Below are 21788 nucleotides of genomic sequence, written 5' to 3' on the forward strand. Positions count from 1 at the left end.
TTCTCTTGCATAGCGGCCTCATGTTTCCTAATTGTTATCAGTATAACACGAATTTTAGCAAAGAAAAAAGCCTGCTAAAGAGTCTAGCAGGCTTTTGTTTAATCATTTATTGTACAAACTTCTCGTTAATTTGAGCCAACATTGATGCCGCAGTTCTAAATCCACTAGTAGGTACATCCCCACCAAACTGTGAACCTGTTTCCTTTGGTTTCAAATCAAGTTGAGACCTCAAGAGATTAGTAACGCGCTGCTTTTCAGTGGTTGGAACCATCTGATAGGAAACTGGGAGAGAGCCACCGTAATAAGTAACCCCTTGTCCCTGCAAATGATCCGATACTTGGTTTTTCACCGTACCACGATACTTCTGAGCAATCTTTACAATGTCATTAAAGGACAAGTCGGTCTTAGCATTCTTGGAAATTGCCTTGATGAAACTTGGGTCAACCAAGGTTGAGATATTTACAGCCTTCTTCAGCATTGCTTCTAGAACCAAACGCTGCCGTTCTTGACGACCGTAATCACCTTGAGGATCATCGTAACGCATCCGGCTAAAGGCCAAGGCTGCGTCACCATCCATCACGGTCTTACTTGCTGACCAAGTAACACCATTATCGGTTGACTTTTCATATGACGTTGAACCCTTGTGGAAGCGGTACAAATCAGGACCATAATCATGGGCAGTTTCTTGACTGTACTGGAATGATAGTGGCGACTTGACTGAAACACCACCAACCTTCTTAACCAAGGTCTCAAGGCCAGCCATGTTCACAACCGCATAACTATCGATTGGAACATTCAAGTAGTTTTGAACGGCCTTCATGGAAGCTCCAACACCGTCCAAACTATAGGCAGCGTTTAACTTCTGTGGGAAGGTATCTTCATCACCAGGAATGGCCGTCATGATATCACGAGGAATGGAAACCATCGTGACCTTGTTTTCTTTTGGATTAACTGTGACGACCATCATTGAGTCACTCAAACCAGTTCGGTCACGATCCAATTCACCAACGTCAGATCCCAAGACCAAAATTGAGAATGGCTTACCAGCTGCAATCAAGTTTGAGACATTACGGGTCTTTGAGATTTTGGCTGACTGCTGCAAAGAGTCAATTGACCCCTTATATTGTGCATAAAGGTAACCACCCCAGCCAATGACGGCCAAGACGACCACCATCAAGATGTACAAAATCCAACGTTTCACACGGTTTTTCTTCTTTTTCGTTTGACGTACTTCGTCAAATCGTTCTCGCCGTGAAAATTGATTATTATTTTGATCTGCCATAAGAACTATCGACACTCCGTTTTCTGCCATTTGTGCGTATAAATTACGCCTTCATGTTTCCCTATCTTACCACACTTGGCATAAAATCCATAGATATTCAGACTGTTCGAGTCGTTTTATCGCATATTTACGTCATTTTAAACAAAAAAACACCTACAACATAGTGTAGGTGTTCAAGTTTAAATTAAAATTAATCTGCTAGGATTAGCCTGCAAGACCAACGATAGTACCGTCAACGATACCGAATCCTACCTTAGTGAAGCTAGCATTCATCAACCAGTTACGGTGTGCAGGTGCAGCAATCATACCAGTTTCGTTGTACCATGCGTTAACAACTTGGCTTGGTGCCCAGTCGATAGCAACAACTTCAGGTCCAGCAACTTGTTGCATGTGACCAGTTGGCAAACCACCGTTAGCAACAGCATTTTCTGCACGAGATTGTGCACGTGCTGACAAAGCTGCATCGTATTGTACAGGTGCCAAACCAGCAGCTGCACGCTTTGCGTTCATAGCGTTGATGATAGTTTGAACTGATCCGCTAGCACCAGCTGAGTATGAGCTGTAATCAACTGATGAAGTTGTTGCAGCAGTGTTAGCTTGTGCAGTTTGGTCAGCTGATGAAGTCTGAGTAGTAGTCGTTGCGGCTGCAGTAGTCGTTGCGGCTGCAGTAGTCGTTGCGGCTGCAGTTGCAGTACCATCAGTCTTGATAACATCGCCAACGTAAATCAAGTTAACGTCAGCAATGTTGTTCTTTGATGCCAAGTCATCAACAGTAGTGTTGTTAGCTTGAGCGATTTGTGACAAAGTATCACCGGCTTTAACAGTGATATCGTTGGCAGACGCGGCTACGCCTGCACCAGCAAAGGCAGCTGCTCCAGCAACAGTTGCCAAAATTGTTTTAGTAACATTATTCTTCATGAGAGACATCTCCATTTTTTTCTGCTTATATTTTCGATTTAGCAAGTGCTTAACATACGCTTAATCTATATATCCAGTGTAATAAACCCGTATTGCCAGCGTTTTTCCTTATTGTTACTTGAGTATTACATTTAACTCTTTTGTATTACAAATTCAGAGATTTAACAGAATTGAACCGTAAGTAAAGCCCGCTCCAAAGCCTGTTAAGAAAACTTTTTGACCAGTTAGATCAACTTTTTGGTTAATTTGATCAAAAGCCATGGCAATTCCGGCCGATGATGAATTTCCATACTCTTCAACGTTCGTCACGAACTTGCTCATTGGTTGTTGCAAAATCTCTGCTACCTTTTCGATAATCCGTAAATTAGCTTGATGCAAGATAAAGTAATCAATCTGATCAGGCTGCAAGTCATTCTCAGCCAGGAATTCTTCAATATGCTTTGGAATGAGGGTCGTCACTTCTTCATAGACTTGACGTCCTTCTTGGAAGAAAGCATCGACTTGTGGATAATAATCCGAACGCAGCTCAGTCAATGGGGCTACCCGACCGGAATGGACCACTTCAGCATCCCCTTGTGTATGCAGACCGGCGTTGCCAATTTGTCCTTGGCTTTCATCCACTCGTTCCAACACGACGGCACCGGCACCATCCCCAAAGAAGACAGTACTAGTTCGGTCACGAAAGTCCATCATTTTCGAATTTACTTCCGCAGCCACAACTAAGCCATAGCGGTACTGGCCAGCCTTCATAAAGTTATCGGCCGTTGTCAGCCCAAAAACAAAGCCAGCACATGCAGTTGATAAATCAAAACCAAAGGCTTTCTTGGCTCCAAGGTTTCGTTGTACCAGGGCAGCCGTTGATGGTGCTAAACCATCCGGCGTAAATGTCGTGACAATAATGAAGTCAAGGTCTTCGGCCTTAACCCCTGCTCGGTTCAGCGCTTGTTGTGCAGCTTTCGTTGCCAAGTCAGAGGTGTTTTCCCCTTGAAGAGAGACCCTTCGTTGCTTAATTCCAGTATGACTGACGATCCATTCGTCAGATGTATCAATAACTTCCGCCAAATCATCGTTTGTCACGATATCCGCAGGCACATAGTGTCCACTAGCTAAAATTTTACTTCCAAACATATTTCTACCTATATCAAAACAAAGATTGATTGCAAGAATGCGCGTGTTTCCGTTAAATTGTTTAACAACTTTACACGGCTCATATTAACCTAACATAAAAGCCCCACCAAAGGTGAGGTTTTTTATTACGATTCAATTAAATAAATTAGCTCTGCGTTTGCAAATCGGCAATTCGCTTTTTTGTTGACGCCAACTTTTCTTCCCAGTCGGCTAACTTTTCGCGTTCCGCTTGAACAACCTTTTCAGGAGCTGAGTTAACAAACTTTTCGTTTGACAACTTACCGTTGGCACGAGCAACTTCCTTTTGGAACTTATCGGCTTCACCCTGCAAACGAGCTACTTCAGCTTCAATATCAATCAAGCCAGCTAATGGTACGTAAACTTCAGCACCAGTAATTACTTGTGACATTGAAAGTTGTGGCACCGTGACTTCCGTTCCAATTGTCAATGATTCCGGCTTAACAAAACGATCGATATAATCGGCATTGTCATCAAAGATTGCCTGCAAGGCAGGGTCCGTTACCTTAATAATCACATTAATTGGCTTTGACATTGGTGCCTTGGCTTCGGCACGAATGTTTCGAACAGCGACAATCAAGTCTTGCAATGACTTAAAGGCAGTAGCCGCTTCTTGGTTAACCAAGTCATCCCGGAAGACAGGGTAGGCTTGAATACCGAGGTGTTCGTCCTTGCCCTTTTGCTGTGGCATTTCTTGCCAGATAGCTTCCGAAACAAACGGCATAATTGGTTGAAGCAAGCGCAACGTTTGATCCAAAACATAGGCCAACGTTTGTTGAACGGCTGTCTTATCGCCATCACCATTCAATGATTCCTTGGTCATTTCAACGTACCAATCAGCCAGATCAGACCAGATAAAGTTGTACAAATCACGACCAGCTTCACCAAATTCGAACTTTTCGAAGTTTTCTGTCACCTCTTGTACGGTTTGGTTCAAACGGTCCAAAATCCATTGGTCGGCCAACGTCTGTTGGTCCTTAGCGGGCACTTCCGCCTTCGTGTCATCATCAAGGTTCATGATGACATAACGGGCAACATTCCAAATTTTGTTAATAAAATTCCAGGCCGCGTCCATCTTTTCATAAGTAAAGCGGACATCTTGACCCGGAGTAGAACCGGTAGCCAAGAACCAGCGCAAGGCATCGGCACCATACTTTTCGATGACATCCATTGGGTCAACACCGTTCCCCAATGACTTAGACATCTTGCGCCCTTCTCCGTCTCGAATCAAGCCATGAATCAAGACGTTCTTGAATGGTCGTTCACCGGTGAATTCCTTTCCTTGGAACATCATCCGGGCAACCCAGAAGAAGATAATATCGTAACCCGTTACCAAAGTATTGGTTGGGTAGTACTTGGCAAAGTCGCCTTCCAAATCATTTGGCCAACCCATTGTTGAAAATGGCCACAAGGCAGATGAGAACCATGTATCCAAAACGTCAGGGTCGCGTTCCCAGTCAGCGCCGGGAGCTTCAGTTCCAACGTAGATTTCTTCCTGGTCCGTTCCCTTGTTCTTATACCAGGCTGGAATTTGGTGTCCCCACCAAAGTTGGCGAGAAATCACCCAATCACGGATGTTTTCCATCCAACGAGTAAAGGTATCTTCAAAACGACCAGGGACAAAGTTAACCTTTTCGTCAGCGTTTTCTTGCATGGCCAAAATTTGTTTAGCCAGTGGCTCCATCTTAACGAACCATTGCGTTGAAAGACGTGATTCGATTTGAACACCAGTTCGTTCTGAGTGTCCAACCGAGTGAACCAGTGGTTCGACTTCCAACATAAAGCCTTGCTCTTGCAAGTCAGCCACCATTGCCTTGCGCCCTTCGAAACGATCAAGGCCGACATACTTACCAGCATTTTCGTTCAAATGTGCGTCTTCCGTCATCGTATTGATGCGTTCCAAATCATGACGGTTTCCAACTTGGAAATCATTTGGATCGTGGGCCGGTGTAATCTTCACCATCCCAGTTCCAAAGTCCTTTTCAACGTATTCATCCGCGATGATTGGAATTTCACGGTTTACAAGTGGGACCTTAACTGTCTTACCAATTAAGTCCTTGTAACGTTCATCGGATGGATGGACAGCAACCGCCACATCCCCAAACATCGTTTCGGGACGGGTGGTAGCAATTTCAATGTAATCCTTACCATTTAAAGTCGTTCCATCAGTAAATGGGTACTTAACATGGTAGAAGGCTCCTTCGTCATCTTGGTAGATAACTTCGATATCGGACAAAGCAGTCCGTGCCTGTGGGTCCCAGTTAATAATGTATTCACCACGGTAAATCAAGCCCTTATTGTACAAATCAATAAAGACCTTGTTAACCGCTTGGTTTAGCCCTTCATCCAAGGTAAAGCGTTCGCGACTGTAGTCCAATGCCAAGCCCATCTTGCCCCACTGTTGTTTGATGGTTGAAGCATATTCGTTCTTCCAGTCCCAAACCTGTTCGATGAACTTTTCACGGCCCAAGTCATAACGTGAAACACCCTGTTCACGAAGGCGTTGTTCCACCTTAGCTTGGGTAGCAATTCCGGCATGGTCCATTCCTGGCAACCATAACGTATCAAAACCTTGCATCCGCTTTTGGCGAATCAACATGTCTTGCAAAGTTGTATCCCAGGCGTGGCCCAAGTGGAGCTTTCCGGTAACGTTTGGTGGTGGAATCACCACTGAATAAGGTTCTGGTTCTTGTCCTTGGATAGCCTTGTTGGCTTCAGGTGAAAACAAATCATTATCTAACCATTCCTGGTAACGGCCGGCTTCAACGGCGGTTGGGTCATACTTGGTCGACATTTCAACTTCACGCATGGCAATTCTCCTTTTTAAATGGCTACTGATACAAAATAAAAGCGCCCTAATCTTTCGATTAGGACGCTTACACGTGGTACCACCTAAATTGCTATCGCAATCTGTGATAGCCACTCATTTATCAAAATTTTTAAGGCCAAAGCAACCTTCCGCATTAGTACTCCTGGTTCTCAGCTAACACCAGGTCTCTCAAAAGTTACGCTTGCGTACTCCTCATTGGCTTTCTTAAGTCTACAAAGCTTCTATCAAATAGTCAAGCAAATTTAAAAACGAACCCTGATTTAAATGCATCGGGCGCTCTACCACTGCTTAATTAGAAGTTCCCGTGGCTGAGCTAGATGATGAAGATGAAGATGATGAGCTTGCTTGATTTTGCTTATTCCACAATGACTGTGACATTGCTAGCCGTGAAGAAGAATCAGCAGCTGAGCGAGAAGCAGCATCTGCCGCAGCCTTAGATGATGCCTGAGCGGCAGCGTTCGCAGCAGCCTTTGAATTAGCAGCTGCGGTAGCATTAGCAGAACTTGAATCCGCATCATCATCGTCAGAACTTGAAGAATCCCCATAATCATAGGTGTGCTTCTTTGATGATGAATAAGAAATATCTGGTGTTGGTGAATCATCTGACTTCTTTGAAGAGGCAGAACCAATCATATAAAAGGCAATTCCACCAATCAACAAAACAATAATCAACCAAAACCACCATTTTTTATAAAAAGTAACTTTTTTACCGCCAGTCTTACGGCGCTGTGATCGTGACAACATAATAAAATCCTTCCTATGTCGAACTAATTCAATCGTTTAAATGAATGACCATTAGATACATGTAAACAAATGAGTATTAAATATAAATAATAATCATCTTGACTATCATAACTATTGCTTAGCAACCCATTGCCATCACGCACTCAGTCACTAACAAACACTAATCTTATCGATTAGTCATCTTCTCTATTTTAGCAGGATTCACGTTAAAAGCCAATTTTCAAGGCAAACAAAAAAGCGACCCCCAACGGAGTCGCTTTGATTGTTTCTTACCAAACGAACAGTCCAACCATTGCAGCTGAGAACAATGAAACCAAAATTCCAGACAACAACAAGTAAACAACGTTCTTGGCAATCACTTCATTCTTTTCCTTGTTAACCAAGCCCTTGAAGGCACCGATAATCATACCGATAGTTGAAAGGTTAGCAAATGAAGTCAAGAAGACCGTCAAAACAGCCTTGTAGTGTGGTGCAAAGTGAGCGATGTCACCAGTCACCTTACCCATGACAACGAATTCGTTGGTAACCAACTTCGTTCCCATGAATTGAGCCAAATCGAAGGCGTGGGTTGTGCTGAATCCCATCAACCAAGCAAATGGGAACATCACGATTCCAAGGATATGTTCCAAAGACAACCATGGGTTTACCCAACCCAAGATTTTGTCAACCAAAGCGGCCAAGGCCACAAAGGCAATAACGTTGGCTGCGATGATCAAAATCAACTTACCAGCACCAAGAATTGAATCACCCAAGAATGAGAAGAATGGTTCGCGGGCTGGCTTTTCAGCCTTAGCGATTTCTTCTTCAGCCAATTCTTGTGAACCTGATTCAGCATTTTCAGCGGCTGGAGCAGCAGCACCAATTGTGGCAATCGTGTCTTCTTCAGCAGTTACGTCAACTGGGTTCAAGATTGATGTCACAATCAAGGCGTTCAAAACGTTAATTGGCACAGCAGTTAAGATGTACTGTGCAGGCATCATTTGCATGTATGATCCCAAAATTGATGCCGTCACACAAGACATTGACATCATGGCCAAGGTCAAGTTACGTGAAGCCTTCATTTGGTTCAATTGCAAGCCAGAAACAGCCAAAGCTTCTGTGTTACCCAAGAACATCATTTCTACTGAGAAAAATGATTCAAACTTAGGTTGACCAGACAGTGCTGAAAGCCCGCGACCAATCCACTTGATAATGAATGGCAAAACTCCGATATAAGTCAAAATATCAAAGAGAGGAACAACCAACAAGATTGGCAACAAGGCAGAAACGACGAATGGCGTTGGCAAAGCCATACCAGTTGGCTTCAAAGCAAAGTCGATTCCGGCACCTGCAGCAGAGATCAATTCGTTAAAGCCGCTCGCAGCGCCCTTAACAATCGCACGACCAACTGGGAAACCAGTCAAAAGCCATGCCAAGACAAGGTTGGTTACAACCATGATGGAAACTGAACGCCAGTTAATGGCAGAACGGTTTTTAGAAAACAAGACGGCCAAGGCAATAAATACCAAAAGCCCGATGATGTTAATGATCAAATACATGATGTCATTACTCCCTATAAAATCTTTACAATTCAAACATTTCAATTATAGCACTCAAATCAGCTGTAAGCACTGGCAATAAGCGATTTAATTTCCATTTAATCCGAACATTGTAAACGAATTTTTAGATACATTCGTCTTTTAGACTACGTTAGAAATAATTGTATTATGCCATGCTTGTTTCAACAGCAATTAGGGAGAAAGCATTCGCTGTGAATAAAAAATCCTGATAACAGGAATGCTATCAGGACTTCTTTCTAATTTATTTTCGACTGCCCCAGCTGGACTCGAACCAGCGACCCTCGCATTAACAGTGCGGCGTTCTACCAACTGAACTACGGAGCAATTAATTACCATGCATTTATAATAACCTATAGATAAAAGCTTGTCAACGATTTAATTAAAAAAAGTTAATCATTTATTAATCAAAATCAACCAAGAAATACTCATGGCTAACTAGCCGCTACCGCGAGTCACTTTAGCCAGCAAATTTGATCAGTTTAGAAAATTCCACAAGCTACAGTTCAAACAAAAATGGCCCAATGACTAGCATGCCATCAGACCATCACCTAATTTAATTTCTACTGCCCCAGCTGGACTCGAACCAGCGACCCTCGCATTAACAGTGCGGCGTTCTACCAACTGAACTACGGAGCAATTAATTACCGTACAACTATAGTAATACCTGTACGGTAACATGTCAACACTTTTATTAAAAAAAGTTCATTTTAAATTAATCAAATTCACCTTAAAAATTTTAACGGACGACTTCTTCAAACTTGCTTTGAATGGAGTCTGCTGAGTTTTGTAACTTAGAAAGCTCTTCCGCTGTCAAGTCTAGCTGCGAATAGGCCACAATTCCTTCACGACCGACAACTGCAGGATAAGAAAGGTATGAACCATATTCTGGCCGCTTATGTGAAACAGGCATTTCAACTTTGGCGTCTTGAATGACTGCCTTGGCTAAACGTATGGCAGCACTCGCAATTCCATAGGATGTATAGCCCTTGCCTTCAAAGACGGTATAGCCACCAACAATTGAGTCCTGCTCAATCGCCGCCAAATCAAGGCCCTTTTCTTCAGCTAACTTTGTAATCGGCTGTCCCTGCAAAGAAACCGTTGACCAGGCCGTAAACTGAGAATTACCGTGCTCCCCCAAGTTATAACCAGCTACCGATTTCGGATTAACATCAAAGGCCTTTCCAACTGCCCGGTGCATTCGAGCCGTATCCAACAAGGTCCCCGTTCCAATTACTTTTTCCTTGGGATAACCAGTTTCAGCCTGATATAGGGCGGCAATCGCATCACAAGGGTTAGTAATCACGACCAAAACGCCAGAAAAATCCGTTTGTTTCAAGTCAGCAGCAACCTGTCGAACCTGTTCAACATTGTAAGACAATTCCACAAAACGATCGTGCGTTGGGTTGTTATGTTGCAATTCAATATTTCCCAACGCTGAAATCACGACGTCAGCATCGCCCAAAGCCGCATAATCGTTCACGGTAATCTGATAGCTGTTAGCCAAATTCGTTTTGGCATCTTCAAAGTCCAAGGCCTCAGCTTGCACTTTCCCTTCATTCTTGTCGATGAAGACATATTCGTCGGCCACGCCTTCCGCGATCAAACCATGAGCAACCGTTGAGCCTACGTGTCCTAATCCAATAATTCCAATTTTTCGCATCAGCATTTCCCCGTTTCTTCTAGTATGCTCATCATATTTGATTAGAACTATTCCGTCAACAGTTTTATGAGATTTCTTTAATATAAAATCAAGAAAAATAGACGCTCTCGTGTAAAGCACATTTGGGGTTAAAAGCTGACCCACAGGATGGGCAATGGCCCTCTTTGTAGCGAGCAAAAGTCAGTAAATTACCACAATGCCCACACAAGACCGCTGGCTCCCGGCTTTGCTTGGCGGTTGGCACAAATTGATGTTTCTCTAAGTCATCATGGCACTGATAGCAAGCATAAAAGCGCTGACACTCCCGGCACTTCAGACCGGCAATGTCGAACTCAGAGTGATAGTGCTCACAGGTCCCTTGTTCACCAAGTTGTAGCCCATACATCGGCACCTTCGCAACACCAAATAATCTTTTCATCGCTAATTACACCAAATCAGACAATGTCTGACTCAACTGGCTCACTTCTTTGTCAAATTCAGACAAAACCACATCGACTTGATCGTCTGTCATTTCGGCTGTAATTTGACCAACACTAATATTCAATGACAGGTTAGTTGGTAGGCGTCGTACCTTCAATCCCTGCAGTATCAACGAAAAGGCCAGATCTTCCTGAAAGCCGCCATGACCACCAAAGAAGACCGTGGCAACTGGCAAATCTTGCCACTCCGAGTAAAGCGTGTCCATGGCGTTTTTCAAGACTGCCGGATAACCCCAGTTGTATTGTGGTGCGACAAAAACAACCGCATCATAAGACTGAATTTTGTCCGACCAGGCAATTGTACTTGGCATTTGATAATCACCCTGTGCTGGTAACTTAGGTTCATCAAGCCAGGGCAAGTTCTCCTCCGCCAAGTCAACCACCTCTGCCAACTGTGACAAATTCGTTAGCTTTGGCGCTAACCAGTGAGCAATGCGGCGACTCACACTATTTTTTCGATTACTACCAACAACGACTGCAATTTTATTCATCATTTTCTCCGTCAAATCAAGCTGCGGATTAAAAATCCATACGAGATCCACCAAATAGCCAGCAGAAGAGCTCTCGCGGCTTTCTGTAACTGGTGTTCATTATAGTCTTTTTCAAGAAAATTTAGAAGAAATCTAAAATTAAGTGTTGACTCATTATTTTTTAATGCTATACTCAGAAGCAAGAAATAGCTACGGCGATTGGATGAGTACTTAACAAGCGATACTACAGAAAACTGTGATGGATGAGAAGCAGTGTATTGGCTATTAAGGAAAATGGTCCAGGAGTAGTTTTTAGCTTGGTGAGTTCAAAAGAATTAGCCAACTACGGCCAACATCCGTTACCTTGTTGCGATATAGCCCCCACTGGTGTATCGACTAAGGCTGGTCACAAGATCAGTGAAATTAGAGTGGTACCGCGTTGACAGCGCCTCTAGGTTCAGACATCAAGTCTGACCTAGGGGCGTTTTTTAGTGTTTAGAAAGAGGAGAAATTATCATGACAGCAGCAACAGCAACACACACACCCATCCATTTTGATATTGTTGGTTCATTTTTACGGCCAGCTCGACTAAAAGAGGCCCAAGCCGAATTTGAAGCTGGCAAAATCAGCCAAGAGCAGCTGACAAAAATTCAAGACGAAGAAATCAAAAAGTTAGTTGACAAGGAAGTTGAAGCCGGCTTGCACTATGTTTCTGACGGCGAATTCCGTCGCCACTTGTGGCACCTCGATACCTTCTGGGGCTTTGAAGGGGTCAAAAAGATTTTTGGTGAGCACGGTTACTTCTTCCACAACTTAGAAACTCGAAAAGAATCTGCCAAAGTCGTTGGCAAGATTCGCTTTACTAAAGACCATCCTGATTTGAAAGCCTTTGAGTACTTGCAAAGCATTACTAAGGACTTAGACGTTGTGCCTCGTCAAAGTGTGCCATCCCCCGCTCAGGCCTATGCCGAATTTGTCCGTGGTGAAGATAACCTCGAATCTCTTAACCAAGTTTATCCTGACCGCGCTGATTTGGTGAAGGACTTAACTCAGGCCTATCACGACCTTTTCTTGGCCCTCTATGATGCTGGTTGCCGCGACATTAAATTAGACGACTGTACCTGGGGTATGCTTTCCGATTCCGATTTTTGGTCAGCACAAAATATTGATCAAAAGGGCATCGAGCAGTTGCAGGCTGAATACCTGGAACTAAACAATTTGGCCATCCAAGATTTGCCAGAAGACTTACGGATTAGTACCCACGTTTGCCGTGGTAACTACGCCTCAACTTGGGCCGCTACCGGCGGTTACGAACCAGTGGCCGACACCTTGTTTGGCAAGGAAAATGTCGAATCCTTCTACTTGGAATTTGATGACAACCGGTCAGGTGACTTCTCACCATTGGCCAAGGTTCCTGCCGGCAAACAAGTTGTCTTGGGATTAGCAACTTCTAAAAAGCCCGACTTGGAAGACCCAGCCGTTTTGATTGACCGGGTGAAGGAAGCCAGTCAATATGTTGATTTAGACAACTTAGCTTTGAGTACCCAATGTGGTTTTGCTTCTACTGAAGAAGGTAATCACCTAACAGAAGATGAACAGTGGGCCAAAATTAAGTTAGTCGTCGATACAGCCAAGCAGATTTGGTAAACAAAACATAGAAAAACGTGGGGAAAAACATGCAAAAATGGCAAAAGTGGACAACGGCGGCCGTCCTTGTCCTCGCTATCGGAGCTGGTTTCGCTGTTACGGGGCACTCCTCTTCCAGCGCACCAAAAAAAGATTCTGTTTTAAATTATTCATTGGACGGTGACGTTCAGACATTAGACATTTCCAAGAGTGTCGACCAATATTCAACAACAATCATTGGAAACACCGAGTCCAATCTCTTACGTCTGAACGCCAAGGGCGATCCTGTACCAGATTTGGCCAAGTCGTATAGCGTCTCTTCTGACGGATTGACTTACACCGTTCAACTCCGCTCTGGCCTCAAGTGGTCCGACGGATCAGCACTGACTGCTAAAGATTTCGTCTACAGTTGGCAGCGACTCGCCGATCCAAAGACCGGATCAGAATACGCCTACCTAACCTCCGGCGTCAAGAACGCCGATGATATCATGGCCGGTAAGAAACCCGTTTCGTCATTAGGGGTTTCGGCTAAGGGCAACACGCTTACCTTTAAGCTCGAAAAGCCAATGCAACAATTCAAGTACTTATTAAGCTTTGCACAATTGATGCCACAAAAGGAATCATTTGTACAATCTGAAGGTTCGAAGTATGGTACCTCAGCTAAAGAACAAATTTATTCTGGGCCATATAAGTTAGTCGGCTGGACCGGAACCAACGAGTCCTTCAAGATTGTTAAAAATCCAAACTACTGGGATGCCAAAAATGTCAAAACCAAGCAGGTTAACTGGCAGGTCATCAAAAATGCTGAAACTGGTGTCCAACTTTATAAGCAGGGCAAGCTAGACCGAGCGAAGATTTACGGTACTCCGGAAATCTATGAAGCAAACAAGAACAATAAGGCTGCAACGACAACACCACTGGCCGTTGCTTCCTACCTCGAATACAACCAAGCTTCTAACCCTTATTTACAAAACGAAAAGATTCGTCAGGCCTTGAACTTGGCTACCAACCGTAAGACCCTAGCCTCACAGGCATCCGGTAACACCCGTTATGCCGCGACCGGCTTAGTTCCGAAGAACTTGGTGAAGGCTGCCAACGGGGAAGACCTATCGACCTACATCAACCCCCATTATCAATATGATACTGATCAGGCTAAGAAGTTATTCAAGAAAGGCTTGCAAGAAGTTAATAAGGGCAAGATGACCGTGACGATTGAAACCGATGCAGACGCTGTCGTTTCAAAGAATACCGTCGACTTCTTGAAGCAGTCCTGGGAATCAACCTTTGGTTCTGATATTACGGTGAACGAGAAGATTGTGCCGATCAAGCAGCGGATGCAGGATGCTTCAAACGGTAACTTTGATATCACCTTGACCAACTGGACTGGTGATTACCAAGATGGCGTCAGCTACTACAACATGTTTAAGGATCCAACTACTGGTACTAACAACGGTAAGTTCAAAAACCAGGCCTTCACGGATGCCGTTAACAAGGCTGAAAACCAAGATGCCAACAACGCTTCCGCTCGAGACAATGATTTCAAGCAAGCCGAATTGGCTTTGAAGGACCAAGCCAACTTGAACCCACTCTATTCATGGAAGCGAATTATCCTAAACCGTCCTTCGGTTAAGAATGTCGTCGTCAATCCAACTGGTTTGCAATTGGATTTGACTCACGCTTACCGTGAATAAGGTGAGCATTATTAGCAATTAATCCACAGGCAAATCGGGGCAGTTACTGTCCCGATTTCTCTCTGTAAAGGAGCAAAATTATCGCAAGTTCAATTAAAAAACAATCCATGAATACCAACCAGCTCATCGCCCTCTCACTTGGCGGCGTGATTGGGACTGGTATTTTCATGAGTCCCGGCTACTTCATTCAAAGTGCCGGCGCAACCGGCACCATCATTGCCTACCTGATTGGGGCCGTCCTAGTCTGCCTAGTCATGCAGTGTTTGAGTGAACTGTCCGTTTTCTCACCGACTACGGGTTCTTTTCATGATTATGCCAACAAATTCATTAATCCCGGCGTCGGTTTTGTCGTCGCTTGGTTATACTGGCTGACTTGGACCATCGCTCTAGGTTCAAACCTTTTAACCATCGGCTTGCTCATGCAACGCTGGTTCCCCCACCAACCAATCTGGCTGTGGTGCCTCTTATTTGGTGCCATTATCTTTGTCTTAAACCTCGGCCAACTTTCCTGGTTTAACAAGAGTGAATCGTTAACATCCTGGATAAAGACGATTGCCCTGCTGGTCTTTGTCGTGATTGGCTTTCTTTTGATTTTCCGTTTGGTACCAGTACACGCCACCACCCTTTCGGCCGGCTTTGGCGAATTAACCAGTCGCGGTTGGTTTCCGCATGGTTTCGGGCCGATTTTCGCCACCGTGCTCACGGCAAACTTCGCCTATTCCGGCGCCGAAATGATTGGTGTGGCGGCTGGTGAAGCCAAAAACCCTGAAAAGACCATTCCAAGTGCCACTCGTCGGACCCTCTTCATTTTAATTGTCCTATTCATCGGCGCTATCTTGGTAATGGGGACCCTGCTGTCACCTTCTGATAAGGCTTTGGCCACCAGTCCCTTTGTGGCTATCCTCAACCAAGCCGGCATCCCCTGGGCAGCCGACATCATGAATGCCGTTTTGATTATCACACTCTTCTCGGCTTCAAACGCTGGGGTTTATGCCGCTTCACGGATGATTTGGTCTCTCGCCGATAAGGGTGAAATTTCACCAAAGCTCGGTAAGCTTAGCCGCCACGGTCTGCCCGTCTACGGCCTTTTGCTCACAATGGCTGGCGGTGCCCTTTCCCTCTTATCAAGTATTTATGCGGCTCAAACCGTTTACCTTGCCCTTAACGCCCTCTCCGCTTTCGCGGTTGTGGCCGTTTGGATTATCATTGCCTGGGCGCAGCTCAACTTCCGCCAACAATTCCTGAAGAGCCACCAGCTCTCAGAATTAAAGTATCGGACGCCGCTCTACCCGCTAACGCCAATCTTAGTGATTCTGATTTGCCTGGCATCGATTGTCGGCATCGGCTTTGATCCAAACCAACGGATTGCTTTAATTATTGGCGTACCTTTCTCGCTGCTATTGTATCTTTTCTACATTATTTTTAAGCCAAATTATAAAGGACAAACACAACATGAATTTTCACAATTGGCGCAGCCAACAAAAAACGATTTTATTTGATAGCTCAATGAGTCTCGGCCTCAATAACCAGAGCTTTGATACCAATAACCCACTTTGGACAGCCAAGGCCTTGATTACCGACCCGGATAAGGTCTATCAGGTGCACCGCGATTTCTTTGACGCTGGATCCAACGTCACGACCACCGACAGTTATCAAGCATCAACCGCCGGCTTTATCAAACAGGGTTATACCAAGGACCAAGCGGAACATTATATTAAAAAAGCCGTTTCCTTAGCACAAAAGGCGAGCTTTGATAGCCAGGGTGACCAGGCCAAATGGGTCGCTGGCAACATTGGCCCCTATGGCGCATTTTTAGCAAATGGGGCCGAGTATACCGGCGACTATGATGTCAATGCTGACGAACTGCGGGACTTTCACCGCGACCGCTTGGACTGGTTAGTCGAAGCCGGCAGCGATTTATTGGCCATCCAGACCGTGCCAAACTTCACGGAAATCAAGGTGCTCTGTGATTTGCTCAACGACTATCCGGACATCGATGTTCTCTTTACCTGCTCACTCAAGGATAGTCAGCACATTAGTGACGGTACGGATTTGCGCGAAGTCCAAAAAGTTTTGGAGGCCCAGCCAAATGTGGTCGCCTACGGCTTTAACTGTTTCAAACCAGAACTAACAGAAGACGCCCTCGATTATCTTCGACCAACTGCCAAAACAGACAAGGCCCTCGCCGTTGCTCCCAATGCCGGCGCTGACTATGACCCCATCACCAAAACTTGGGGTGAACCCAATGAAACGATTTTCTCTGAAAAAGCCACCAGTTGGCGTGACCACGGCGCTTCATGGATTAGTGGCTGCTGTGAAATGATTCCCGCCGAATTAAAAAAGGTTCGCACCGCCCTATTTGAATAATGAGCTTCACATACTAAAAGCCCCGCACAATCTCGTGCGGGGCTTTTTGATTATTGATTCGTATCAGCTTCGGTTGTTTCCATATGGTGCCAACGCGGCATCTGGTTTTTTACTTCCAGCTGACGCAACTTTGAAACCGTCTTGTGCTCAATAAAGAGTGGCACAACCTCTTCCACCGTATCGCTTAAGCGTAAGCGATAGAAGTAACGAAGGTGAACAGAGTGTGATTGTAGCCAAATTCGGCCACCAATCAAGAACCGGTCCCAAGATGAGATAGTCGACACAGTCTTCAAATCTGTATAGTAATTGTTCGTAATGATGTACTTAAAGTCACCGATGCTACGGTTCTTATCCAAACCATAGCGAATCTTTTGTGGCTCTAAGACACCCTGCTTGACCAAGGTCTTAGCAATTTGGTGAATATAGTATTCCACCTGAGGATCAACCTTAAAGCCAAGGTTCAAGACCACTCGAACCATGTTTTGGCTACCCATCAAGTCCACCGAATAACTCTTTTCATATGGGTTAATCGATTCCCTGATGGTGACAAACCAGTAAACCTTTGCCCGCTTTGGCCGAGCACCAAGCAGTGAATAAATCACTGACTTCTTAATTTGATAGTCATCATGAACATTGACGATGTACACCAAATTCTTGGCCATCAGTGGCTCTTCCGGATCATTTGATAACTGCATCAATTGACGGCGGTAGTCCTTCAATGACAAGTAATCATTGTTATAAGACAATGCTTCCCGTCGCTTGTTACCATAGAACCAAAAGACCATCACGGACAAAATCAATAGCATCAAAATGACCGTGACATACCCACCGTGGATAAACTTTCCCAAACTAGCAATCAGGAATAGTATCTCCAATAAACCAAATGGAATGGCAAACAGTACTGCCAAAGTTGTTCTGGTCTTAAAGCGAATAAACTCAAAGAGCAAAATAGTCGTCATCAGCATCGTTACCGTAATGGCAAGACCGTAGGCTGATTCCATGTTATGTGATGTCTTGAAAAAGACAACCACAGCCACACCAGCCACGAAGAGCATCCAGTTGACGAGTGAGATATACATTTGCCCGCGGAAATCATTTGGATAAGTGATTCGCAAGCGTGGCATGATCTTCAACGAAATCGCCTCAGAAACCAGGGTAAACGCCCCTGTAATTAAGGCCTGTGAGGCAATCACAGCTGCCAAGGTACTTAAAATAACACCAATTAACCGCCATTGATTTGGCAAAATGTCAAAGAACAGGTTCAAATTGGCCCCACTAGAATGGTGCATAATTGCCCAGGCCCCTTGGCCCATGTAGTTCAAAATCAAAGTGGTGTAGACAAATGGCCAGCTCAAGTAAATATTGCGCTTGCCGACATGACCCATGTCGGAATACAAGGCTTCAGCCCCAGTCGTTGCCAGGAAGATGTTTCCTAAAATAAAGATTCCCAACCGGTTATCTGAGCTAAACAAAGTTTGCACAGCGTAAACCGGTGAAAAGGCCTTTAAAATTTCAGGATATTGGAAAACCTGCAACAGGCCAAAGAAGCCAATAAAGGAGAACCAAATCAACATCATCGGTCCAAACATGCGACCAATTTTCGTCGTTCCCTTACGTTGCAAGGTAAAGACCACCAACAGGATGGTCAAAACCACCGGCACGACAAAGTCAATGCCGCTTGGGAAAAGCAGTGAGCCAAATTGTTGGCCCTCAAGTCCTTCTACCGCTGATGTCACGGTCACGGCTGGCGTCAAAGCACCATCCGCCAATAGGGCTGCTCCCCCGACCATTGCCGGGATGATCAGCCACTTCATGTTGCGGTTGCGCACCTTACTATACAGTGAGAAGATACCACCTTCACCGTGGTTATCCGCTTGAAGGGCAATTAAAACGTACTTGATTGTCGTAATCAACATCAGGGTCCAAAAGACCAGTGAAATTGACCCAATCACCAAGTTCTCCATATTGTTAGTATGGGCGTTGCCGGCAATGATTGCATTCATTGTATAAAGTGGTGATGTTCCAATATCACCATAGACAATCCCCAAGGCAATCAAGAAGCCACCATACTTCAACTTTGATTTTGTCGCTGTATCAGCCATTTCTTCTCTCCTACAAAGTCGATCAACTTAGTCGTCGATTCTGGCAAAAATTTTGATGAAACACTACAGTAAATGTTTGTAAATTTTAAAAAAACAGATTACCTTGTGTGCTTTTTTCTTTCCATCAATCAAAGGAGAGTGTACCTCCCTTTGGCCGAATATACAAGGCAATTTTTATCTTTCGATTGTTTTTATTTTGCGCTACTTTTACTTTGATTTCAACTCGTCCTAATTTCAACATTTTAAAAGCTGAAAAGAGCGTTTATAGTCAGGTTTTGGGTCAAGCAAAGTGGGAATGGAACAAATTAAAATTATTACAGCGCTGTCCCGACCACTGCTAATGATAGTCCATTATTTTAACCCAAAATGACCACAACGATGCCATCACTAACTAAGCACCAAAAGGACAAAAAGCTCGGCTTGGTAATGATTGATTACCAGGTCGAGCTTTGTATTTAATCGTTATCAAAATTGTCACGCGCCGCCTGAGCCCAAACTTCATCAATCATGTTATCCAACCCACGCTTATCGCCTTCCAAGTTCTTATGAACATCGAAACGCACGTCGCTCGCAAAAGCGGCTGGTGATGTCACCCGGTGGTCAATAATAAAGGCCAACACCAGGGCAGTCACAGCGTAGAGAGTGAATAAAAGAAATTTATGTTGTTTACCTGTCTTTTGCATGTCCCTATTATAACGACCTTGACCGTTTATGCCAACCTTTTGTCAAACCATTTTGCCAGCAATGATAGTCCATAGTTCAATAGGAAGTAAACGACTGTCAAAACTAACAAAACCGGCACAATATAGTTGGTGTTTTGTGCATAAACAATTTGGCCACGGTAAGTCATTTCGGCCAAAACGATTCCAGAAGCCAAACTAGTATCCTTTACCAATGAAATCAACTGCGAAATAATTGGTGGAATCATCTTTTTGTAGGCTTGCGGCAAAACGATGTGCATCATCGTTTGCATATTCGACAAACCATTTGCCCGTGCTCCTTCAAATTGGCCGCGATCAACAGCTTCGAGCCCACCACGGACAATTTCTGCCAACATGGCTGACTCAAAGAAGGTCATGGCAGCGACCGTCGACCAAAAAATTGGCAAACGGAAGCCAAGCTGAGGCAAGGCAAAGTAAGTAAAGAAGATAATCAGCAAGAGCGGCAGGTTGCGGACGATGTTATTTAAGGTACCAACTAAGCTTGAAAAGTATGGTATCTTTTCAAACTGAATAATCCCAACAATCGAGCCAAAAAGTAAACTCAAAACCACCGAAATGGTCGAAACGCCAACCGTAATGCCTAAACCACCCAATAGGTAATTTAGGTTAGCCCCCGTAAAAGCATTAAAAAATTCTGACATGTTCGGCCTCCTATGCTTTCTTCTTCAACTGCGTTTCGAGGTACTGAACGTAGTAACTCAACGGCAGCGTAATCACGAGGTAGAAGATGGCAATGATGATATAAGTCGTAAAGGTGTCAAACGAACTGGCCGCCACCAAGTTTCCCTGATACATCAAATCCAAGCCACCAACAAAGGCCAAAATTGATGAGTTCTTCACCAAATTAATAAATTGGTTTCCCAAAGAAGGAATCGCCACCCGGAAGGCTTGTGGCAACACAATCACCCGCATTGCCTGCCAAAAGGTCAAACCATTGGCCCGAGCTCCTTCCATTTGTCCAGGATCAATTGACAGAATTCCGGCACGAACGGATTCAGCAATGAAAGCCGATGTATAAAGCATCAATGCAATCGTTCCAGCAGTGAAACCAGTCATTTTGATTACCTTAGCCACTGCTAGGTAGAAGAATAACGTGATAATCAGCAAAGGAATGTTTCGGAATACCTGAACATAAATATTACCAATTGTCCGCGCCACTTTCGACGTGGTCACTTGCATAATCGCAAAGAGCGTACCCAAAATCAATGAACCAACCAAGGCAATCAGACTAGCCAAGAGCGTGTAGCCGAATCCCTGTAGAAAGACTGAAAAATAATGATTCAATAAGGTCATTTGCCCACCTCCAAATCATGCCAATCGAGGCCTGGTACATTCTTAAACCACTTTTCAATCAAGCGGTTATAAGTGCCATCTGCCTGCAAAGTTGCTAAGGCCTGGTTAGCCTGCTTAGTCATTGGCTTTTGATTGTGGTCAAAGGCCATTCCATATGGTGCCTTGGTGAAGACGCCACCAACTAAGTGATAATCAGGGTTTTCAGTTGCCAAACCATACAAAATGGCATTATCCGTTGACAAAGCCTGACCCTGGCCTGACTTAAGTGCCTGCATGGCGGAAGCATAGTCCTGCAAAGCAATCACTTTCGCCTTGGGTGCATACTTCTTCGTTTCTTGGGCAGCCGTCGTTCCAACAACTACCAAAACGGTGTACTTAGGATCATTCATGTCCTTAATCGACTGAATGTTTGAATCTTTTTGTACCAAAAGCGACTGACCAGCATTAAAGTAAACGTTAGTAAAATCAACAATTTTAGCCCGCTCTGGCGTAATCGTCATCGTTGAAATTAAGCCATCAATGTTGGTGTTCTTCAACAATTGAATTCGGGAAGCAGACGTTACCGGAACAAAGTTGGCAGTCAATTTCTTCCCAGTTTGCTTGGCAATTTGTGCCGTCATGGCCTTGGCCAAATCAATTTCAAATCCGGCTGGCTGACCCGTCTTCGTGTTCATCAAACCGAACAACTTGGTATCAGCCTTGACTCCCCAAGTAATTTGTCCCTTTTTCTCAACTCGAGCTAATGTATCTTGATGAGTCTGGTTGTTTTTCACCGTCTGGCTCGCCCACAAGACTCCTAGCACCAAAACTAGTACTAGAATCAAGGAGGCAATGATGCCAAAACGACGTTTTCTGATTTTTTCCATCTCGTTTAAGCCCGCATGAAAAAACAGGCTTCC

The 21788-nt window shown here is 44.4% G+C and carries 18 protein-coding genes and 2 tRNA genes; 4 read left to right on the plus strand and 16 right to left on the minus strand.

Features of this window, described 5'->3' with window-relative positions:
* Nucleotides 1-106 precede the first annotated feature (106 nt).
* The 11 genes from BLW39_RS04130 to BLW39_RS04180 all read right to left on the minus strand — a co-directional run bounded on the left by BLW39_RS04130 (nt 107) and on the right by BLW39_RS04180 (nt 11109).
* Nucleotides 107-1282, minus strand: a complete 1176-nt coding sequence (locus BLW39_RS04130) for an LCP family glycopolymer transferase (protein WP_059378317.1) — start codon at nt 1280-1282, stop codon at nt 107-109.
* Nucleotides 1283-1486: 204 nt separating this feature from the next.
* Complete coding sequence (locus BLW39_RS04135) at nt 1487-2200, minus strand: CAP domain-containing protein (RefSeq protein WP_059378315.1); 714 nt, start codon at nt 2198-2200, stop codon at nt 1487-1489.
* A gap of 153 nt (nt 2201-2353) precedes the next feature.
* Nucleotides 2354-3328, minus strand: coding sequence for a beta-ketoacyl-ACP synthase III (locus BLW39_RS04140; protein ID WP_059378313.1), 975 nt, complete (start codon nt 3326-3328; stop codon nt 2354-2356).
* Nucleotides 3329-3473: 145 nt separating this feature from the next.
* Nucleotides 3474-6155, minus strand: coding sequence for a valine--tRNA ligase (locus BLW39_RS04145; protein ID WP_059378312.1), 2682 nt, complete (start codon nt 6153-6155; stop codon nt 3474-3476).
* A gap of 309 nt (nt 6156-6464) precedes the next feature.
* On the minus strand, nt 6465-6920 hold the full coding sequence (locus BLW39_RS04150) for a hypothetical protein (RefSeq protein ID WP_059378310.1): 456 nt from the start codon (nt 6918-6920) through the stop codon (nt 6465-6467).
* A gap of 269 nt (nt 6921-7189) precedes the next feature.
* Nucleotides 7190-8458 (minus strand): NupC/NupG family nucleoside CNT transporter, encoded by a 1269-nt coding sequence (locus tag BLW39_RS04155; protein WP_059378307.1) that lies wholly within the window; start codon nt 8456-8458, stop codon nt 7190-7192.
* A 272-nt stretch (nt 8459-8730) separates the two neighbouring features.
* Nucleotides 8731-8803 (minus strand) — tRNA-Asn (locus tag BLW39_RS04160).
* 239 nt (nt 8804-9042) lie between these two features.
* A tRNA-Asn gene (locus tag BLW39_RS04165) sits at nt 9043-9115 on the minus strand.
* A 100-nt stretch (nt 9116-9215) separates the two neighbouring features.
* Nucleotides 9216-10142: an L-lactate dehydrogenase gene (locus BLW39_RS04170; RefSeq protein ID WP_059378627.1), complete on the minus strand. Its 927-nt coding sequence runs from the start codon at nt 10140-10142 to the stop codon at nt 9216-9218.
* A gap of 85 nt (nt 10143-10227) precedes the next feature.
* Nucleotides 10228-10557 carry a CHY zinc finger protein gene (locus tag BLW39_RS04175; RefSeq protein WP_342021924.1) on the minus strand — a complete coding sequence of 110 codons (330 nt, stop codon included), beginning with the start codon at nt 10555-10557 and terminating at the stop codon, nt 10228-10230.
* A 6-nt stretch (nt 10558-10563) separates the two neighbouring features.
* Nucleotides 10564-11109 (minus strand): NADPH-dependent FMN reductase, encoded by a 546-nt coding sequence (locus BLW39_RS04180; RefSeq protein ID WP_059378305.1) that lies wholly within the window; start codon nt 11107-11109, stop codon nt 10564-10566.
* 495 nt (nt 11110-11604) lie between these two features.
* Between BLW39_RS04180 and BLW39_RS04185 the strand changes: the two genes are divergently transcribed.
* The 4 genes from BLW39_RS04185 (at nt 11605) to mmuM (ending at nt 16772) form a co-directional block, all read left to right on the plus strand.
* Nucleotides 11605-12735, plus strand: coding sequence for a 5-methyltetrahydropteroyltriglutamate--homocysteine S-methyltransferase (locus tag BLW39_RS04185; protein WP_059378303.1), 1131 nt, complete (start codon nt 11605-11607; stop codon nt 12733-12735).
* Nucleotides 12736-12764: 29 nt separating this feature from the next.
* Nucleotides 12765-14405, plus strand: coding sequence for a peptide ABC transporter substrate-binding protein (locus BLW39_RS04190; RefSeq protein ID WP_059378301.1), 1641 nt, complete (start codon nt 12765-12767; stop codon nt 14403-14405).
* Between the two features lie 107 nt (nt 14406-14512).
* Nucleotides 14513-15904, plus strand: coding sequence for an amino acid permease (locus BLW39_RS04195; protein ID WP_074717768.1), 1392 nt, complete (start codon nt 14513-14515; stop codon nt 15902-15904).
* Nucleotides 15858-16772 (plus strand): homocysteine S-methyltransferase, encoded by a 915-nt coding sequence (mmuM, locus tag BLW39_RS04200; RefSeq protein WP_059378297.1) that lies wholly within the window; start codon nt 15858-15860, stop codon nt 16770-16772. The genes BLW39_RS04195 and mmuM overlap by 47 nt, the downstream gene beginning before the upstream one ends.
* A gap of 50 nt (nt 16773-16822) precedes the next feature.
* Here mmuM and BLW39_RS04205 read toward each other — a convergent pair whose 3' ends face one another.
* The 5 genes from BLW39_RS04205 to BLW39_RS04225 form a co-directional block, all read right to left on the minus strand.
* Entirely contained in the window at nt 16823-18874 is a 2052-nt protein-coding gene (locus tag BLW39_RS04205) for a KUP/HAK/KT family potassium transporter (protein WP_059378295.1), read from the minus strand.
* A gap of 455 nt (nt 18875-19329) precedes the next feature.
* Nucleotides 19330-19557, minus strand: a complete 228-nt coding sequence (locus BLW39_RS04210) for a hypothetical protein (RefSeq protein WP_059378294.1) — start codon at nt 19555-19557, stop codon at nt 19330-19332.
* 26 nt (nt 19558-19583) lie between these two features.
* Nucleotides 19584-20237 (minus strand): amino acid ABC transporter permease, encoded by a 654-nt coding sequence (locus BLW39_RS04215; protein ID WP_059378292.1) that lies wholly within the window; start codon nt 20235-20237, stop codon nt 19584-19586.
* A 10-nt stretch (nt 20238-20247) separates the two neighbouring features.
* Nucleotides 20248-20889, minus strand: a complete 642-nt coding sequence (locus BLW39_RS04220; protein ID WP_059378290.1) for an amino acid ABC transporter permease — start codon at nt 20887-20889, stop codon at nt 20248-20250.
* Complete coding sequence (locus BLW39_RS04225) at nt 20886-21755, minus strand: transporter substrate-binding domain-containing protein (protein ID WP_059378288.1); 870 nt, start codon at nt 21753-21755, stop codon at nt 20886-20888. The genes BLW39_RS04220 and BLW39_RS04225 overlap by 4 nt, the downstream gene beginning before the upstream one ends.
* Between the last annotated feature and the right edge of the window lie 33 nt (nt 21756-21788).

Source organism: Fructobacillus pseudoficulneus, from assembly GCF_900108455.1.
Lineage (GTDB): Bacteria > Bacillota > Bacilli > Lactobacillales > Lactobacillaceae > Fructobacillus > Fructobacillus pseudoficulneus.

What these genes read in the sequence shown, in the direction of transcription:
- BLW39_RS04145 (WP_059378312.1), bottom strand. Translation starts at nt 6,155, where the DNA reads ATGCGTGAAGTTGAAATGTCGACCAAGTATGACCCAACCGCCGTTGAA.
- BLW39_RS04150 (WP_059378310.1), bottom strand. Translation starts at nt 6,920, where the DNA reads ATGTTGTCACGATCACAGCGCCGTAAGACTGGCGGTAAAAAAGTTACT.
- BLW39_RS04175 (WP_342021924.1), bottom strand. Translation starts at nt 10,557, where the DNA reads ATGAAAAGATTATTTGGTGTTGCGAAGGTGCCGATGTATGGGCTACAA.
- BLW39_RS04225 (WP_059378288.1), bottom strand. Translation starts at nt 21,755, where the DNA reads ATGGAAAAAATCAGAAAACGTCGTTTTGGCATCATTGCCTCCTTGATT.
- BLW39_RS04205 (WP_059378295.1), bottom strand. Translation starts at nt 18,874, where the DNA reads ATGGCTGATACAGCGACAAAATCAAAGTTGAAGTATGGTGGCTTCTTG.
- BLW39_RS04190 (WP_059378301.1), top strand. Translation starts at nt 12,765, where the DNA reads ATGCAAAAATGGCAAAAGTGGACAACGGCGGCCGTCCTTGTCCTCGCT.
- BLW39_RS04215 (WP_059378292.1), bottom strand. Translation starts at nt 20,237, where the DNA reads ATGTCAGAATTTTTTAATGCTTTTACGGGGGCTAACCTAAATTACCTA.
- BLW39_RS04140 (WP_059378313.1), bottom strand. Translation starts at nt 3,328, where the DNA reads ATGTTTGGAAGTAAAATTTTAGCTAGTGGACACTATGTGCCTGCGGAT.
- BLW39_RS04195 (WP_074717768.1), top strand. Translation starts at nt 14,513, where the DNA reads ATGAATACCAACCAGCTCATCGCCCTCTCACTTGGCGGCGTGATTGGG.
- BLW39_RS04185 (WP_059378303.1), top strand. Translation starts at nt 11,605, where the DNA reads ATGACAGCAGCAACAGCAACACACACACCCATCCATTTTGATATTGTT.
- mmuM (WP_059378297.1), top strand. Translation starts at nt 15,858, where the DNA reads ATGAATTTTCACAATTGGCGCAGCCAACAAAAAACGATTTTATTTGAT.
- BLW39_RS04130 (WP_059378317.1), bottom strand. Translation starts at nt 1,282, where the DNA reads ATGGCAGATCAAAATAATAATCAATTTTCACGGCGAGAACGATTTGAC.
- BLW39_RS04155 (WP_059378307.1), bottom strand. Translation starts at nt 8,458, where the DNA reads ATGTATTTGATCATTAACATCATCGGGCTTTTGGTATTTATTGCCTTG.
- BLW39_RS04220 (WP_059378290.1), bottom strand. Translation starts at nt 20,889, where the DNA reads ATGACCTTATTGAATCATTATTTTTCAGTCTTTCTACAGGGATTCGGC.
- BLW39_RS04135 (WP_059378315.1), bottom strand. Translation starts at nt 2,200, where the DNA reads ATGAAGAATAATGTTACTAAAACAATTTTGGCAACTGTTGCTGGAGCA.
- BLW39_RS04180 (WP_059378305.1), bottom strand. Translation starts at nt 11,109, where the DNA reads ATGAATAAAATTGCAGTCGTTGTTGGTAGTAATCGAAAAAATAGTGTG.
- BLW39_RS04210 (WP_059378294.1), bottom strand. Translation starts at nt 19,557, where the DNA reads ATGCAAAAGACAGGTAAACAACATAAATTTCTTTTATTCACTCTCTAC.